Source organism: Peribacillus sp. B65, assembly GCF_058513295.1.
Window position 1 is genome coordinate 969774 of the sequence record NZ_CP195840.1, and the last position, 17988, is coordinate 987761.

At 37.5% G+C, this 17988-nt stretch carries 16 protein-coding genes and 1 pseudogene; 12 read left to right on the forward strand and 5 right to left on the reverse strand.

The window, feature by feature from the left end:
- The first annotated feature begins 246 nt into the window (after window positions 1–246).
- On the forward strand, window positions 247–1947 hold the full coding sequence (locus ACSR9O_RS04815) for a pre-peptidase C-terminal domain-containing protein (protein ID WP_491724032.1): 1701 nt from the start codon (window positions 247–249) through the stop codon (window positions 1945–1947).
- Window positions 1948–2907: 960 nt separating this feature from the next.
- Here the strand turns inward: ACSR9O_RS04815 and ACSR9O_RS04820 are convergent.
- Window positions 2908–4125, reverse strand: coding sequence for a cytochrome P450 (locus ACSR9O_RS04820; protein WP_491724033.1), 1218 nt, complete (start codon window positions 4123–4125; stop codon window positions 2908–2910).
- 374 nt (window positions 4126–4499) lie between these two features.
- Here ACSR9O_RS04820 and ACSR9O_RS04825 point away from each other — a divergent pair.
- From ACSR9O_RS04825 to ACSR9O_RS04850, 6 genes and pseudogenes are all read left to right on the forward strand, one after another.
- A pseudogene (locus tag ACSR9O_RS04825) lies at window positions 4500–4781 on the forward strand (VOC family protein); the annotation flags it as partial.
- Between the two features lie 70 nt (window positions 4782–4851).
- Window positions 4852–4995, forward strand: a complete 144-nt coding sequence (locus ACSR9O_RS04830; RefSeq protein ID WP_491724034.1) for a hypothetical protein — start codon at window positions 4852–4854, stop codon at window positions 4993–4995.
- A gap of 362 nt (window positions 4996–5357) precedes the next feature.
- On the forward strand, window positions 5358–6050 hold the full coding sequence (locus ACSR9O_RS04835) for a DUF1796 family putative cysteine peptidase (protein WP_491724035.1): 693 nt from the start codon (window positions 5358–5360) through the stop codon (window positions 6048–6050).
- A 355-nt stretch (window positions 6051–6405) separates the two neighbouring features.
- Entirely contained in the window at window positions 6406–7467 is a 1062-nt protein-coding gene (locus ACSR9O_RS04840) for an ABC transporter substrate-binding protein (RefSeq protein WP_491724036.1), read from the forward strand.
- Between the two features lie 27 nt (window positions 7468–7494).
- Window positions 7495–8310: an ABC transporter ATP-binding protein gene (locus tag ACSR9O_RS04845; RefSeq protein ID WP_063576690.1), complete on the forward strand. Its 816-nt coding sequence runs from the start codon at window positions 7495–7497 to the stop codon at window positions 8308–8310.
- A 20-nt stretch (window positions 8311–8330) separates the two neighbouring features.
- Window positions 8331–9155 (forward strand): ABC transporter permease, encoded by an 825-nt coding sequence (locus tag ACSR9O_RS04850; RefSeq protein WP_491724037.1) that lies wholly within the window; start codon window positions 8331–8333, stop codon window positions 9153–9155.
- A gap of 86 nt (window positions 9156–9241) precedes the next feature.
- Here ACSR9O_RS04850 and ACSR9O_RS04855 read toward each other — a convergent pair whose 3' ends face one another.
- On the reverse strand, window positions 9242–9379 hold the full coding sequence (locus ACSR9O_RS04855; protein ID WP_491724038.1) for a hypothetical protein: 138 nt from the start codon (window positions 9377–9379) through the stop codon (window positions 9242–9244).
- A 390-nt stretch (window positions 9380–9769) separates the two neighbouring features.
- Here ACSR9O_RS04855 and ACSR9O_RS04860 point away from each other — a divergent pair, with 390 nt between their 5' ends.
- Window positions 9770–10666 (forward strand): DMT family transporter, encoded by an 897-nt coding sequence (locus ACSR9O_RS04860; RefSeq protein ID WP_491724039.1) that lies wholly within the window; start codon window positions 9770–9772, stop codon window positions 10664–10666.
- 113 nt (window positions 10667–10779) lie between these two features.
- On the opposite strand, the gene ACSR9O_RS04865 is transcribed toward ACSR9O_RS04860, so the two are convergent.
- Window positions 10780–12600 (reverse strand): laminin G domain-containing metallophosphoesterase family protein, encoded by a 1821-nt coding sequence (locus tag ACSR9O_RS04865; RefSeq protein ID WP_491724040.1) that lies wholly within the window; start codon window positions 12598–12600, stop codon window positions 10780–10782.
- 379 nt (window positions 12601–12979) lie between these two features.
- Window positions 12980–13342 (reverse strand): hypothetical protein, encoded by a 363-nt coding sequence (locus tag ACSR9O_RS04870; protein ID WP_491724041.1) that lies wholly within the window; start codon window positions 13340–13342, stop codon window positions 12980–12982.
- A 494-nt stretch (window positions 13343–13836) separates the two neighbouring features.
- Between ACSR9O_RS04870 and ACSR9O_RS04875 the strand changes: the two genes are divergently transcribed.
- Entirely contained in the window at window positions 13837–14394 is a 558-nt protein-coding gene (locus ACSR9O_RS04875) for a GNAT family N-acetyltransferase (RefSeq protein WP_434169238.1), read from the forward strand.
- Between the two features lie 483 nt (window positions 14395–14877).
- On the opposite strand, the gene ACSR9O_RS04880 is transcribed toward ACSR9O_RS04875, so the two are convergent.
- Window positions 14878–15204, reverse strand: a complete 327-nt coding sequence (locus ACSR9O_RS04880; RefSeq protein ID WP_491724042.1) for an antibiotic biosynthesis monooxygenase family protein — start codon at window positions 15202–15204, stop codon at window positions 14878–14880.
- Window positions 15205–15481: 277 nt separating this feature from the next.
- Between ACSR9O_RS04880 and ACSR9O_RS04885 the strand changes: the two genes are divergently transcribed.
- The 3 genes from ACSR9O_RS04885 to ACSR9O_RS04895 all read left to right on the forward strand — a co-directional run bounded on the left by ACSR9O_RS04885 (window position 15482) and on the right by ACSR9O_RS04895 (window position 17985).
- Window positions 15482–16258, forward strand: a complete 777-nt coding sequence (locus tag ACSR9O_RS04885) for a nucleotidyltransferase family protein (protein WP_260357247.1) — start codon at window positions 15482–15484, stop codon at window positions 16256–16258.
- A 65-nt stretch (window positions 16259–16323) separates the two neighbouring features.
- Entirely contained in the window at window positions 16324–16875 is a 552-nt protein-coding gene (locus ACSR9O_RS04890; protein WP_491724043.1) for a dihydrofolate reductase family protein, read from the forward strand.
- A 144-nt stretch (window positions 16876–17019) separates the two neighbouring features.
- A complete protein-coding gene (locus tag ACSR9O_RS04895; RefSeq protein WP_491724044.1) occupies window positions 17020–17985 on the forward strand; it encodes an alpha/beta fold hydrolase in 966 nt (321 codons plus the stop codon).
- Window positions 17986–17988 lie beyond the last annotated feature (3 nt).

Consider the following 17988-nt stretch of genomic DNA (forward strand, 5'->3'; position numbering starts at 1 on the left):
AAGAAGAGGTGGATGCGATAGATATCACTATAGATAAAGCAGATCATCATCAACAGAAAAAGTACAATAATAAGAATATCAATTAGTGAATTTTTTTCTCAACTGTTTTTTACGTTGAGGAATTACAGCTTAAGAACGACTGACATCTAGATAAAAAAATTCCAAAAGAATAAAAAATTGGGAAGATTATTTGTGAAACATGGTAGAATAATATTCTAGTAAAAATGTCATAGGAGGAATTTAACAATGAAAAAATACTTAATGGCAGCAAGTGCCTTTTTAGGGGTACTATGTCTCATCTTGGTTAGCGGAGCCTTGAGGGTTTCAGCAAACGTTGGACAGGATTCCATGCAAGCAGCAAAGCCCATTAATGTAAATGCTGTTAATCATGCAATCCTTAATGGAGATAATGAAGATTATGAAGATTATTGGAAATTCACGCTGACAAAACCGGGTCAAGTCACCCTTAACATGAATAACTATTCGGGATATTCATGGGATTTTGAAATCCTAGATGGTGATGGAAATGAGTTTACAGGTGGAACAACAGATAACAGTAATAAAGCCATGGGTGTGACGGTAAGGAAAGTAGGGTTGCCAGCTGGTACTTATTACGTACATATTGAGGATGATTGGAATTCTTATAACGAAACCTATTATTTTGCTGTTAATTTTGCAGAAAATGCAAATGTGGAATACGAATTCAACGATAGTTCAAGTGCAGCAAATAAAATTAAACTAAATTCACCTTACATGGGTGAGATACAAAAATATGATGATGAGGATTATTATAGATTCACCCTTCCTGAAAGTGGAGCTGTCACTCTCAATATGAGTCAAAAAACTGGTATCCAATGGAATGCGAGTATTTTAACTTTAGAGGGTGAAGTGCTTAGTGAGTTTACGACAGATGATTCTTCGAACGTCACAAAACCGACGGAACGGACGGTCGGGCTACCTAAAGGAGATTACTTAATCCATATTGAAAACAATTGGCATTATAATTCAACTTACCAGCCTTATGCCTTTACCGTGAAGTTTGCAAAGTCAACTACCTATGAAAAAGAATTCAATAACAACGCCCAGCAGGCAAACAGTATTGGGTTGGGCAAAAACTATTATGGGAATCTCCAAGATAACAATGACACTGATTATTTTACGTTTTACCTATCAAAACCATCAAGTGTATCTCTAGAGATGGGAAGGAAGCCATCTGTTAGTTGGTATATGAGCCTCTATAATTCAAACGGTGATGAAGTGGGATCCTTTAATACGAAGGATGACCAGTTTGCAAAGGGTATAGAATCGAAGAGGTATTCCCTTCCTGCAGGGCGGTACTATATATCGGTGAGTGATTATTATTCAAACACTACTAATTATAAATACCAACTGGCTGTAAAAGTTCAAACGCCGTCTATTAGCAGTAAGTCGGTACAAATAACAAATTATGTAGGCAAATCGGATAGCGTGAAAGTGAGTGCCTTGACTAAAGGCGATGTAGTGAAGTTGTTCGATTCGAAAGGAAAGCTATTTGCTACATCTAAACCAGTTTCAGGTTCCTCTACAACTTTTAACATCAAACAATTAGGAAAGAATGCCGGTTTTATCTATGTGTCAAACACCCGAAGTGGAATGCTTGAGAGTTCTAGAGTAAAAGTGTCGTTTAAAGCAGAACCGAAGACACCTAAGCCAAGCGCTTCCAACATTACGATTAAGAATAATAAGGGTAAGTCAGATACAGTAGTAGTCAAAGGATTAAAAAAAAGCGATGTTGTAAAACTCTATTCATCCTCCGGGAAGTATCTATCTAGTAAAACATCCACTTCTTCCTCTGCAACCATTACGGTTAAGCAGTTAGGTAAGGGCTCAGGTTCTGTTTATGTAACAGTGACACGCCATGGAATGAATGAAAGCGACAAAGTGAAGAAAACATTCAAAGCAGAATAATGCATATTAGAGTTGGGACAGTTTAATTAAAGAAAAGGGGGCGGCACTCAAATTGAGAGCCGTCTTTTTAGTATAAAGAAGGGAATTAGTCATTCTTAAATAGAATGGAAAATTTGCATTGGAATTTTGGATTATCTCATTTTTTTCGTCTCATAAGTTAAGATTACTCTTAATATATAGGCTATTTATTTTGGGATTTTAATGTAAGATTTTTGAATGACCGTTAATGTGGATTATTTCCAGAAACAATGCTGTTATTTGTAAAATACATACTCTAAGAAGGGACGCTTATGACTAAAAAAACGCAACTAGCTTTGATGTTTCTCTTAATACCTCTGGCAATATCAATTGTTTTTGGTTTTCGGAAGCCTCAATTTTACGAACCAAATGATTCGCCGGCACCAGTTGATCTAAAGTAATCATTTCAAGTTGCTTGCTGAATAGAATGATGTTTCGAAAGCATCCTCATCACCTCAAGTTTTAATAGTTCTATTTTAAAACAAAAAAGACTGTAGGCAAAAGGAGTTCTATCTAAAATTTTAAACATAGTTGATTGGAACGGAAGGTACGAGACTCCTGCGGGAATAGCGAGTCCAAGGGAGACCCCACAGGCGCAAGTGCGCCGAGGAGGCTCCCGGACCGCCCGCGGAAAGCGAGTGCCTGAAGTGGAAATCAACGTCTAAATTTGTACAAGCAAAAAAAACTGTAGCCAAATTCGATTTCCATTTTTGTTTCTGTATTTTTTAGCTCATAAATTCCATATTATATATTAAGTTTTTATCAACCTAGTACAGTGTGATTTCTAATAACTGGATTAATATTGGATTTAACATCTTCTCCAACAAATGCTTTCCAAATATTCAATTTTAAAAGGTCACTGAGGTTATAAAAAACTTCATTTTTTGTTATTGATAGGTTTTTGTATTACTTAATCTATATATTCTTAGGCAGCAAGGCTCATTATCTTGTGAATTTTAAAGGAAGTCTTTTCACTCCAAAAACGAACGGACTTGGAATCGCCTCCAGCTCAGTCCCTTTTACACCTTCCAATTTTGCAAATGTACTTAATAGTATCACGAGAGCTACTTCTGCTTCTAGACGTGCAAGCGGGGCACCTAAACAAAAATGAATACCAAACCCGAAACTCAAATGAGGATTTAATTTCCTTTCTAACGTGAACCGATTAGGTTCTGCAAACTTTTGTTCATCCCGGTTTGCCGAAGCGACCCAGCAAATTACTTGTTCCCCCTTTTGGATTGTTTTGCCCCCAACTTTGACATGTTCCTTTGCAACACGGCCAATTGCCTGTATTGGAGGATAAAAGCGTAGTGTTTCTTCTACCAATTTTGGTATTAAAGGCAGATTTGTCCTAGCTTGTTCTTGAATGTTTTTATCTTCTGTCATATAGCGTACGGCATTTGTAATCAAATTAGTTGTTGTTTCATTTCCCGCCACTAATAATAAAACACAGAAAGATAGTACCTCTTCTTCTGTTAATTTTGCCCCATCAATTTTTGCTGCTAATAATAGCGAAATTAAATCTTCTTCAGGATTAACTTTTCTCTCTAAAATTATTTTTTTGAAATATTCTTTAAGAAACTCACTTCCTTCCTTGCGTTTTTGTGCCATTATTTGGAAGGCTTCATTTGAATTATCTTTTGCGCCTGCCACGAGAACATCAGAATAGGTTTTAAAAAGATCCCGATCCTTAGAAGGGACCCCCAATAATTCGGCAATTATTATGACAGGCAACGGACCAGCTAGGTTATGAACGAGATCCATAGTCCCCTTCTCATTAACTTGATCGAGAAGGTAAAGTGTCACCTCTTCGATTTTATTTTTTAAATCCTTCACTGCTTTAGGAGTGAATGCCTTGTTCACTAAGTTTCTCATTTTCGTGTGTCTAGGAGGGTCCATTGTCAAAATGCTTCCTTGAAGAGTTCCAGACCCTCGTTCCGATGAAAACAGTTTTGGATTTTTTAGAATATAATGAACGTCTTCATATCGAAACACATCCCAGCAGCTTCGAGCCTCATCGTACCTTACAGGAGTATTTTGTCGTAAACTATTAAAGATTGGAAAAGGAAATAATTGATCTGCGTTCGAAGCAATTTCGCTCATGGGGATGAGATTAGCATACTGCTCCACTGCGCTTGTTGATTTGCGTTCTTGTGTCATGGTTTCATCTCTCCTTTTATTGTGACTAATATTCATACAGAATATAGTCATGAACCGGTTCATTAACTAAGATAACAAACTCGAAATTTGGTTTCAATTGACATAAATTGAGATATTTTTCAATGAGAAGAAAGTAATAACTCGGAAAATTTGATTCACCACCTATTGAAATACTCTTTTGAGTTTCATAGCTTCTCGTTTAAGGTCATGCCGCTACCCCAAGTCATGCCAGCAGTGTAACTATATTTACTGCACCCTTATCCACTAATATTTTAAGTCTGCTGCTGAAGTTTTTACCTTAAGCAATGGGTGGGTTTCTGAAAAGGGTGTTTCAATCTACTGATGCTGGGTACAGTTAAGGGAAATTTCATAACTATCGGGCAGAAAGGAAGTCCTATAAATTGGATTTAATGGTCGGAGGGGAGTATCAGCTGGAATGGTTCTCCTTTCCTAATAGCCCCCATCGTCCAAGTTATCCTGAAGCAAGAGGACTTAGACATCTTGCCTTTGAAGTGGAAAATATTCATCAAGCGATTGAAGAGTTAGAAAGAGAAAATATTCTAGTCGAACCCATCCGTGTTGATGAGTTAACAGGAAAAAGGTTTACTTTTTTTGGTGATCCGGATGATCTGCCTCTTGGAATATATGAACAGTAGAAATTACAGGCTTGGCTAGGAAAATGCGTGAAAATTTAAGACATGAAGTTTTTTGGGAGGTAAAACTTGGTTGAATTCAAAAGCTGAAAAGCGGTTGAAATGCAATATCGCTACACTAGTGTTATTCGGAAGATTCACGATTCCAGCACTATTGAAAAAGGTTATTGACCCTACAATAAAAGGTGGAAAGGGGGCAGTATTTAGGTTAGGTTAGGCAGTCTTCTCCATTAATATTGTTTGCATTCCCGATATTTCTTTAAGATCCCAACGGTCCACTTTATCCAAGTAGGGCTTCTTTTATTTTTCAGAAACATAAAAAGGGCTGTTAGGGAAGCTTCATAAGATATAAAAAAGGAGGTACAAGCATTGAAAGAAAAAATAATTAACGCGGAAAATAACCGTTTCCGCTTAGTAACAGGTACATTTCCTGATAAAGAAACCGCCTAATGGCTGAAGAGCTGAAAATTCGTTATGGCTGGATTGTCTATATAATTCCGGAACAAAGTGAAAAAGACTGGAATTAAAATTAGTTAACTACCAAAAGGATTTGATGAAATAGGGAAATTAGTAGAGAGGATGACTGAATTGAAATTACAAGATATAAAAGGATCTTATGATGTAATCATTAGCCTAGGCAGTTGGTGTGGACCTTCTCTTAATTTAAGGCGGCATAATTTGAGGCGGTTTTCGTTTCCTCTTGATTGGGTTGTATCTAACTCACTCCCGGATGTAAGCAGATTATTGAAGAACAGATTTGTCGGATTTATGGACTTAAACAATATGAAGCAGGTAGATGGCATCGCTTCTTATCTTGATGATGGAGATGCGGTTTTTTCTGATGAAGGCGGTAAGCAGCAAGACGCCTATTTTATCCAAGATACCTATTATAATATTATTTCAGTCCATGATTTCCCAATAATACCTAATCAAGATTGGACTCATCTTTACCCTGCTTACAAAGAAAAACTTAATTACCGAATAAATAAGTTTATTGAAATAATTTCAAATAGCAAATCCGTCTTATTTGTTAGATGGGGGGCAGTTTCGGTTCACGGTGCAGTTGAATTGCAATCCGTCTTGTCCGAAATGATACCGGGGAAATTTAATATCCTCTTCCTTGATCCACTAGCGGGGTTAAAAGGTGTTAATGAAATCGACTGGGGAATCAAAGGCATTTGTACAGTGCAAGTACCCAGTGATGGTCCTAATGATGATTCAATGTGGGATTATGTTTATAATGGGCTAACCTTAACAAACACATATTCTTAGTAGTGATTTCACGTCTTTTATTGCAAACGTTTAAATTTGGTGAAGCATTAATGGATTGAGAATAAGTCTTTTTCCTTTATTTGAAGGATGGAACAAAAGAGTTATTTTTACGGAAGAAGAAAATTGTATCTTAAGAGTTAAAGGACACTCATTATTCTAAAAGAGTGTTTTTTTGTGCAGCAATCCACTGAATTATCTAAATTTTCCAAAATTACATTTGACCCAAATGGGACAGCTGATTTAGAATTGATATGTATATGAAATAATGTTTTGTATACAAAACATTAATGGAGGGGGAATATAGTTAGATAGTGAATTAAGTGTAAAAAATATTTGATTTAGGGAGGTAAGTAATATGTTTAAGAAAAAATTGGCGTTCGTTCTGATTTGTTTGGTGTTAATAGTTTCTGCATGCGGTCCAAGTGACGAAACAACTACAGAAAATAAAGGAAGTTCCGGAGGAAAAGCGGTTAAGCTTACTTTTACGGAACCTGCACGGTTATTGTCAGTTGCCCCATTGTATGTAGCCATCGAGCAAGGCTTTTTTGAAAAAGAAGGAATTGAAGCAGAGATTGTATCTGGTGGCGGAGGAGCACAAGTAATTGCTTCTGTATTATCAGGTGAAGCTCAGTTTGCGGTCTCGGGTCCTCGAAGTATGTTTACTCCTCTTGATAAAGGTGAAGAATTAATGGCGATTCAATCTTTAAATTCAGCGCTAACCTATCAAATTACTCTTTCTAAACAATATCAAAAGAAAAAGAATGTTTCTAAAGACTCATCATTTGAAGATAGAGTGGCTTCATTGAATGGCGCAACTATTGGTACAAATCTTGTCGGTGATTCTGGAGACGTATACACCCGCTATTTAATGCAAATGCATGGTGTTGACCCCGATACGCTTAAAACTGTCAAATTGGCAGGAGATGGATCGAAGATTGGCGGTATGCAGGAGGGGATTGTTGACGGTGGTATAGCATCGCCTCCAATGGGTTTACAGGCGGAAAGTAAAGATGTTGGTGAGATCGTAATCAATACAAGTGAAGAGCCAATGTATGGCAATATGGTCTGGGAAGCTGTTTTTGCTAAAAAGGAATATTTAGAAAAAAATCAGGAAACATCTTTGAAAGTAGTTCGGGCAATAGGGAAAGGTATGGAATTCACACGTAATAATCCAAGAGAGGCAGCCGAATCAATCGTATCTTATTTTGATGGAATTGATGTTGATATCCTAGAGGAATCACTAATCGGATTGAAAAACACTTTTAAAGGCTATGGGGAAATGAATCAAGAAGCTTGGGATAATGCCCAGGATCCATTAGTTGAATTCGGCAAGTTGTCAGGCGTTTCTACTAAACAGGATACTACTGAAGATGTTATTTGGACAAATAGTTATATAGAAGAAGCATTTAAAAAATAATTAGATAGAAAGGAGATGATAGGTAAGATGGAAAATGCACAACTGGAAAATTTCAAATTGTCTACTCGTTTTTTAGATGTTACTTACGTAAACAATAAAACTGGTGCAGAAGTGATTGCCCTGCAGAATATAAACTTGAATATCAAAGATGGTGAATTTATATGTATAGTTGGGCCGAGCGGCTGTGGAAAAACCACTTTTTTAAATACTGTAGTTGGATTACTTAAGCCAAGTAAGGGAGAAATTCTATTAGATCAGCAAAAAATTGATGGTCCCGGTAAGGACAGGGCAATGGTTTTTCAAAACCCGAGTCTGTTACCTTGGAGAACAGTATTGGAAAATGTTCTCTATGGAGTTGAACTGTTAAAGCAAATAACGGCAGAGAAAAAGAAAGAGGCGAAGGAATTTATTGAAATGGTCGGTTTAAAAGGTTATGAAAATCATTATCCCCACGAATTATCAGGGGGGATGCAGCAAAGGGTAAACTTGGCTCGAGCATTAACGGTAAACCCGTCCTTAATATTACTGGATGAACCATTTTCGGCATTGGACGCACAAACCAGGGAGTTTATGCAAGGTGAGTTACTTAGAATATGGGATGAGACAAAAAAGACAAGTCTTTTTATTACACACCAAATTGATGAAGCTGTATTTTTAGCTGATAGAGTTTTTGTTTTTGGAGCAAGACCAGGACGTGTAGTGGAGGTTGTTGATGTTGATATACCTAGACCGAGAGATCTTCATGTGAAGCGCAGCCCGGAATTTTTAGAGTTTGTAGACCATATATGGTCCATTATTGAACAGGAGTCTTCAAAACAAGGTTTCGATAATAAAGAAAAATGATATAGTGAAAGGAGAATAATATGGCGAAGAGTACGATCCAACTTACACAAACAAAGCACAAGATAAAAAAGGCGAAGAAAATAAAAAAAGAAAAAAAAACATTTTTTATCAGTGTTGCATCTGTTTTAATATTCCTGTTGCTTTGGGAAGTTGCCTCTCAAAACGAATGGATAAATCCATTGTTCATTAGCTCACCAGTTGAAATTGCACAAGCGGCAGTTTTAATGGTCCAAGAAGTATCTTTTTGGGAAAATATGAAAGTGAGTGGTTACGAATTTGTTTCAGGCTTTGTTTTAGCAATACTGATTGGAATACCACTTGGTGTGTTATCTGGCTGGAATTCTAACTTTAATGCAGTAGTTAACCCTTTCATTTCAGGATTATATGTAACGCCTAAAGTCGCACTTTTACCAGTGATCATAATTGCATTTGGAATAGGACCAGCATCAAAAATTGTTATAGTATTTTTGATGGCCTTCTTTCCAATAGTGATGAGCGCACAAAAAGCTATGTTAACATTAGATCAAAACTTAATAAAAGCAGCAAGAACATTTAATGCAAGTGAATTTCAAATCTTTAAAACAATTGCTTTGCCTTCGACGGTACCTTTCCTTTTAAACGGTATTCGCTTAGGTATAGGCCAAGGATTAATTGCTGTAGTTGTAGGTGAATTATTCGCTTCGACAGCTGGTATCGGATATCAATTGACAAGCAATGGTCAAAATCTACAAACAGACCGTATGTTTGTTGGAGTGTTAGTCATTACGATAACGGGAATCATTCTTACTTCATTATTAGGCATTATTGAAAGACGCTTTTCTTCTTGGAAACCAGAAAATAGTTAATTAAATTAATTATGCACGCTGTAGCCAAACTCAATGAAAATCGAGATTGGCTACAGTTTTTTTATTAAAAAACCTTCCAGTTGATTTCAGAAATCCGCTCCCTTTCCGCCGACTGTCTGCCAAGCCTCCTTTCCGCAAGCGGCTGCGGTGTCTCGGCTGGCCACTAATTCGGCAGGAGTGCCGCAAATTTCTTCAATCCAATAAGGATTACAGTGAAAAAACATTAAGGATAATCAAGTCTTGTTTAAAAATTTAGGTAGATAGGGTTTGTACAATTTGAACTTTGCCTCCAGGCACTCGCTTTCCGCGGGCGGTCGACCCTGGGTACGCTTTTTCCGCTGGAGTCTCGCACAGCCTCTCAATCAACTTTGTTTTAACTTTTTATATAAAACCCTAGTGTTTAGCATGCATTTCTAACCTGATCGATCTTTAAAGGAAGATTTCCTATTCAATCCCATATGGCAAAGATTTCTTCACAGATGATTACATCTCGGGAATGTAATCTTATTCGTATTTTACTGTTCCACTTCACAGTGAGATAGAAAATTTATTGAAGTTCTCCCGTATCCATGATACCTTCAGTTTATAGTGAATGGTCATGGGAGGAATAGGTTTTGAACACTAAGGCATTTATATTGGCATCAATTACAGTTATTATTTGGGGATCTACATTCGCTGCTATTCGTGCAAGCTTGCATGGCGGGTATTCAGCTGGCCATTTGGTACTTGTTCGTTATCTTATAGCATCAGGGATTTTTGTCCTTTATGCTCTATGGCCTGGGGTGAAATTTCGACTCCCGAAAAAAGCGGATTTGTTGAGGATATCGATCCTTGCATTTATTGGAATTAGTATTTACCATATTGGGGTGACATTCGGGGAACAAACTGTTTCGGCGGGAACGGCTGGAATGCTGATTGGTTCAGCACCTGTCTTCATAGCGATCATTGCTGCTTTCGTCTTAAAAGAACGCCTCGGCCTATTCGGATGGATCGGTTTAGGAATAGGGTTCACAGGAATCACCTTAATAACTTTAGGTACTGCAGGCCCTTCCCTGAATATTTCTGAAGGAGCCTTTTTAGTGCTGATGTCGGCTATTGCTTCTGCAGTGTTTTTTGTTTTCCAAAAGCCACTGTTCAGCCGTTATAATCCGATTGAATTGACAGCATATTTCACATGGATTGGTACAATTCCCTTTTTTATATTTTTTCCTGGGCTATTTCAAGAAATTCAACATGCAACGATGGAAGGTCATTTATCAGCGGTTTTTGTTGGTGTTTTCCCTGCGGCCATCGGTTACGTAACTTGGGCAGTTGCACTATCATTAGGAAAAGCCAGCTCCGTATCCAGTCTGTTATACATTGAGCCTGTAATTGCCATTTTTGTCGCTTGGGTTTGGCTGCAGGAGGTCCCTAGTACCCTTTCAGTCATTGGCGGCGCTATTGCTATATTTGGGGTTCTTGTCGTTAATGGGTTCGGAAAGTATATATCGGTGATGAAAAAAGCAGCATGAAAGATGCTTAAACAGACTAGTATAATCGCAGCATTCTTGAATCATCATGGAGGATGTATGACTAAACACAAAGGGGAGGCACCCAAAAAAGGAATTCACCCAGGTTGATGAGGTCAATCAGATACACCTGGGGAATTGGATTTTTCCGCCTTTCTGAAATTAAATCTTTTTTTAAAGTCCCAATCTAATTTAAATGAATTATTTTCACCTGTTAAAAATTTATAATCGATATAGGATTTTTCTTTTTTGGACATTTCGTCGACAAATGGCGAATAGGTCCGGAATAACAATACATTTTTCTTTTCATCAAATTCTACAAGTCTTAGCCAGCCATTACCCCCTCGATAATTCGTTTGGTAATTGACCAGCATTTGAATGACATCATTTCCTGCTGAGTTTTGTTTTACCCGATGTGCTATCCCATAATAATGTCCATTAACCGTCATGAATACTTGATTATGGTCCTTTACGAGTTCATCCCAAATCACCCGGCCATTAGAAGATTCGACGGCAATGGTTTTATCATTCTTAATCTTCGGGAATATAATATCATGCGAGACGAGGATTGTCGGTTTATCTTTATGCTGGTCTAAAACTTTTTTTGACCATTCCAGATCCTTATGCAAATTTTTCATATCCACTATCAAGATTAGATATTCATAACTTCCTGCCTTAGCGATTGCATATGAACTATACCCAGAGTGAGACGACCCCTTATAGTATTTTTTATTCAAAAAACGCTGCGGCCCATAATGCGTTAAGAAAGGATCGCCGTCCGCATAGTCATGATTCCCAGCCGCCATCAAATATGGAATTTCCTTTTTATCCAAATGGGAAATGGCTCCGAGGGAATTTTGCCATTGGTTTTCTGAATCACTATCGACAATGTCCCCAACAAATGTATTCATGATGATATTGTTCTTCTTAGTGTTATTGGAAATCCAGTTCATTTGGCTATTGAAAATCTCTGGATTTTGGCTCGAATATTTCTGGGTATCCGGGACAAATAGAAAATTATAATTCCTTTTATTCGTTAGAAAAGGTAAAGCTTTGTTTGATCCTTCGAATGGTTCATCGTCACGGGCATCCTGTACAAGCCATTCTTTTTCAGTTAAAGCCTTATTGGCAATTCGTATTTGCTGGATATTCCCTTTGAATAGTGCATTAAACTTATTTCCCCACTCAGATGCTCCGATGTTCCAGCCTTTCCCTTTAACTGCTGCAATACCGATTACTTTTTCCGATTTTCCGTAATCGCTGACGCCATTCAAAGTCAGAGTCGTCGTGTCACCATCATTAACAACCGCCAAATGGTACCATTCATCAGCATTTAATGATCGAGACCAATTGCTTACATTATAATTTAAATTAGATGGATGGCTTGTCCAGTGGATTTTTTGATCACTGGATACAGTTAAAGCAGAAAGGATTTTCTTCTCGCCTTCCATTTTATTAAGATCTGCTGCCTGTCCTTGTCTAGAAAAAAGCCCCATGGCATTCTTGGAATCGCTTGGTAACTTGAACACCGCTTCGATGGTAAACCCCTTATCGAATTCCTCCGAATTGATAGGGGAACCCTTTTTGGTTTTAAAATATCTTCCTGAAGGGGCGTTTTCGTAATTAGCGAACTCCAAGCTATCCACTTTTTCTTGATCATGATAATCTTCTTCGGACCATTGAATCATATCTTTTAATTCAGGCGAGGCAGGATCCCCTATCGTCACTAACTCTAAATCATTTCCATGTTTGCTTGTATCTTCTATAATTAAATTACCTTTATCGATTGAACCGCTTTTAACATGTTGTTTTGTGAATTTCCAATTTGCCACGATATTGCTTCGATTATTTTCAGCAACGGAATCAGCCGATTTGGCAATACCAGGAACAATCATACATAAGAGTGAGAGACCTATTAATGCTTTTTTCATTCTCATAAACATCACCCCGTTACATTTTGATTAAGCGATATACATTTATCCTTTTTACTACCTGGATTAATTTGTAGCTTAGTAAGCCAAGGTAGATTCCGTACAGCTGCAATATGGTATAGTTTGCTTATCTTCTCTGTAACTTATTAAGGATGAGTAAAAAAGTCTTATTTCCACAAAACCCATTAGGTAATAAGTCCTAATGGGTTGTTTAACTTGTTAAATCAAGGTTTTCAATCGATAGAAATCAATAATATGAAGAGTTGTAGTTTGAAGGAATTTGAAAATCAGATGGGGAGTAGGAAAACAAGCCTACTGGTAATTGGAGTTAATGGACAAAACGAAGAAAAAGCAAAAAAAGAGACAGCCATAAGCTGTCTTTTTTTCACCATCTACAAATCCAAGTCCAACCAAATCCGGGAACCCATACTCTCCTACAGCGTGGAATCCATTGTCCGTGTTCCCAATGACCGCCACCGTGACCGTCCCATTGACCGCCGCCATGACCGCCACCGTGACCGTCCCATTGACCGCCGCCATGACCGCCACCGTGACCGTCCCATTGACCGCCGCCATGACCGCCGCCATGACCGCCGCCATGACCGCCGCCATGACCACCGCCGTGACCACCGCCATGACCACCGCCGTGTCCGTCCCATTGACCGCCGCCCGGGCCAGGTATTCGTTCACCATCTATATAATAATACACATTATTAGGGTAATAAGCGCCGTAATTATAATTATACATTCAAGAAATCCTCCTTTTTTTGTTTACCCTTTTAGACTATGTACAAAGGGTGGGAAGGGTCCTATATGGACAATGATGGACAACAAAACAGGGCTGCCTATTTATTGTTGTCAAAATAAAAGACAACAATATTAATGGCTGTTTTTTTTTGCCTCATATTGAATTTTAAACACTAATAGTGCTTAAGTTGTTTTGTTCAGCATTAAAGCAGTAAAGGAACCGATGCCTTCTAATGAAATGTTAAAGAGTGTTCCTGAAATGAAAGATGAAAATCGAAGACCCATGTTTTTAATCATTTCAGCAGTAAAGGAAACAAAAAATTCTTTTAATGAAGGAATTAAATAAAACGGGAAAAAGGCGTTTCTACGAAAGTAGGGACGCCTTTTAGTTATTAACATTAATTTTTAAGCAATAATGCGTTGATTATCTTCTTTAATTAGGTAATGATTAAAATAGTTAAATATGGAAAAGGGGATTTAGAGGAGGGAAATTGGATGGAGAAGGTATTTCCACTTATTGAAACAAAACGATTGATATTAAGGGAAGTAACACTAGAAGATGCGGGTGACATGTTCAAATATCTATCTGATACAGATGTGGTGAAGCCAATGGGGTTAGACCCATTCGAGACAGTAAATGATGTATGGGATGAAATTAAGTGGTACGAATCTATATTCGAAGAAGGTTCGGGAATCAGATGGGGAATTACATTAAAGAATTCCGGTAAGGTTATAGGAAGTTGTGGTTTTCTGAATATGGTCTCCAAACATCATCGAGCTGAAATTGGATATGAATTAACTAAAGAACAATGGGGAAAAGGCATTGCGAGCGAAGCGTTGGAAGCCGTGGTTATGTATGGTTATCGTCACTTTCACCTGGAAAGGATTGAAGCCTTGATTGAACCGGATAATCTCCCATCCCAAAAACTAGTGGAAAAGCAAGGGTTTAGAAGAGAAGGATTGCTAAGGCATTATGAATATACCTGTGGCAAATTCGATGATTTATATATGTACTCACTCATAAAGGAAGATCTTAACGGCATTTCCTTTTAATTAACCCGAAGCTCTTTTGCGATTTTTCTGAGGGAATTATTACCGATTTTAAGGGGATTTTAGCGGTCCCATGTTGAAGACAAACTCAATGGAAAGCTAGTTTGATTTCAGTTTAAAAAAATTTCTAACCACAAGCGTCTTTGGTATCTGAAAGTTACTCTTCAAGGGTATGGTGAAATTGTCCGATTTAATAAGTGTTTCATAAAACAGTAAAATTCCATAATGGGAATTAGTCTTTAACATGGTTTGGGATGAACATCCTAAAGTGAAAAAAATCTAGTTGATTGAAATGGAAGGTACGAGACTCCTGCGGGAAAAGCGCGTCCAAGGGAGACCCCACAGGCGCGAAGAGCGCCGAGGAGGCTCCCGGACCGCCCGCGGAAAGCGAGTGCCTGGAATGGAAATCAACGTTCAAATTTACAAACCCTCAAAAAAGTAAAAGAAGTCTTTTTTATAGCTGAAAATTCATAAATTTCAGTTTCCTTATTTGCTGGTATAATCTCTTTCAACCTTACAAATTCGGGTAGTGTATGACGAGTACCAATCTTTCATACCTTTTTCTTGTGCCTTTTTGTGAGCGGCATTTTCCTTCCAAAGCTTAATGGCATCCAAGGACTTCCAATAGGATACGGTAATTCCTAACCCGTTTTGATCTCTTACGCTTTCGACTCCTAAATAGCCATCTTGTTGAGCGGCAAGTTCATCCATGAATTTAGCGGTTGAATTATAGCTTGCGGCATCCTCATCGCTTCTTTGCGAAGTGAAAATACAAGCGTAATAGGGCGGTTCGGGAGTATTTGCAAATAACATGAAATGATGCCTCCTTTTAACTTAATATTCAAAATAATACCACATAGGCGAGAATGAGGATAGTTGCCCGGTAAAGAGGTACTCAGCAAAGAAAACAAGGAGGTAAAAAGCAGTATATATCTCTGACACGGCAATTCTGCTAAAGGGATTTTATTCTGATTCACGAATATATATTACTTTGACGGTTTTACAAAAAAAGGAGATGGTTCTGTGTGCGGGATTCGTTAGCAAACATATAGAAAGAGATGCATTTTTACCGGAACAACGCGATATTCTTTTGGAAAATGCATTAAAAGATTTATCGGCAGATCCTGATGTTTTGGCTATTTACATTGCTGGTTCATTAGCAAAAGGAAACGATGATCAATACTCCGATATAGATTTGCATACCATTGTTATTCCAAAACGTAAACCAGAATTTTTAAAGGGAAAAAGGGATAGAGCCAATAATTGGGGAGATGTTTCATTTCACGAAGACTGCAATCCTTATTCACCGTATGTCGTCACTCATTATAATACCTTTGTGAAAGTTGATAGCTGGTATCATGCACCAGAAGAAATTGTTCCCTCCATCTGGTTAAAAGAGGTAGAAGTCATCTATGATCCTTTTAATATTATGAGTCCTGTTATAAAAGAAGCTGCAGAGAAAGTGTATAAACCTACACCTGATGAAGTTGAGCATTGGAGAGGAAAGCTGCTTGCTTTTGTCCATGAAACCTACAGGGCCGTTATGAGAAGAGAAATGTTATATGCACTATCCAATCTTGATAGGATACGGTGGCTGATTGTGTCTGGTTGGTATATGGAAATGGAAGAGCATATAGATGTCCCCTATGGAGTATGGGCAAAAATCGAGGGCAATAGAAGTAAATTAGCTGGAAAGCAGTTATCCCTGTTGGAAAGTTGGGATTGTGGCCGCAATTCAAATGAAATTATTAAAACATTGAGACGTATGATCCCAGAATTCCTCAGACTAAATGAATACCTATGTACTCAAGTGGGTGTCGAAACAAATGAAGACCATATCAAAAGAATAATCGATATGGCAATCTGATACCATATGAGGCTAATGAAATAAAGTACGTGTAAAATGTGTAATCTCTATTGGAGGGATGCTGAGTGGCACAATTGGTATATCATGTAGCCGTTTCACTTGATAATTTCATTGCCGACCAAGCAATGTTGGAAGGGGATATCAATCATTCTTTTTTCTTATTTGAAGGAGATCATGTCCCGGACTTTTTATCCGATATCCAGCAATATGAAGCGGTGTTGATGGGAAGTAAAACATATGAATTTGGATTTCAATTCGGAGCTAAACCGGGTGAACCAGGGTATAAGGGTTTGAAACATTATATATTCTCGAGCTCCCTTCAGTTTGAATCGAATGAAGAGGTAGAACTTATCGAAGGAGACGCCGTTGGGTTTATAGAAAACCTCAAACAGCAAAGTGACGGAAAGCTATGGCTTTGCGGGGGCGGAGAACTGGCTGGAACGTTATTAAAACATAAACTCATTGATCAATTGGTGCTTAAAGTGAATCCAGTCATAATCGGAGAAGGCATCCCTCTTTTCGGCAGTGTTAAGCCAAGTGTAAAATTAGATTTAGTTGAAATGAAACAATTCCCAAACGGTGTGATTAAACCGACATATAATATTATTTATCCTTAGGGCTGCGCTGGCGCAGCTTTTTTAATGCAAATCAATGGACAATAAAAGGTGAATTTTTCTTTTATTGAAAAATACAATGAAAATTAATTAGAAATTTATTTTTAACATATATCCTTTCAATATAACTTGAAAGGAGTTTTCTATATGAGAAAAATGTTGAAAGGATTAAAGAATATATTTTTTACCTTCATTGCTATTTTCTTATTTGTAGTATTAGCTGTTTTTATTTACCATAATTATCAAAAGGGCAAGGAATCATCATTAATTAATGTAGGAACATCCATTGATTTTAATAACAAAGAAATTAATGTATATACGGAAGGCAACGGGGAGGGTACATACGTTTTTATGTCCGGTTCCGGGATTGCTGCTCCTGTTTACGAATTGAAGGGATTATATAGTAAGTTTGCAAAAGAAAATAAGATTGCAGTCATTGAAAGAGCGGGATATGGATACAGTGATGTTTTTCATGATGATAGGGAGATTGATGCAATTTTGGAACAAAGCAGGAAATCTTTAATGGAAAGTGGTAATAAACCTCCTTATATTTTGGTACCACACTCATTATCAGGTATTGAAGCTATTTACTGGGCACAAAAATACCCAAGTGAAGTAAAGGGAATTATTGCTTTGGATATTGGTTTACCGCACCAATATGTAACTCATAAAATGGGCATGGTTGATTCATTGACAGTAAGAGGAGTGAATATTTTAACGAAAATGGGTTTGCACCGTCTTATCCCTTCAGCTGTTTATAATCCCGAAGTGATCCGGCAATCATTCTTGACTGACCATGAAAAAGAAATGTATAAAGCACTATCATATAAACAGTTTTTTAATGATGATATGGAGCAAGAGCTTATACAAAGTTACAATAATGGTAAAAAATCTTTTAACCTGCCGATTCCAAAAGAAACACCCATTTTATTTTTAGATGCGGTTGCCGATGAAAATAAAAATTCGAAATATACAATACAAAAAAATGAAGATTATGAGGAGTTTGCAGGGAAACTATTAAAAGCGGATGTAATAAAACTGAAAGGGACGCACAGCATTTATCTATACGCGCCAGATGAAATATATGATCTTGCCATGGAATTTATCAAATGAATA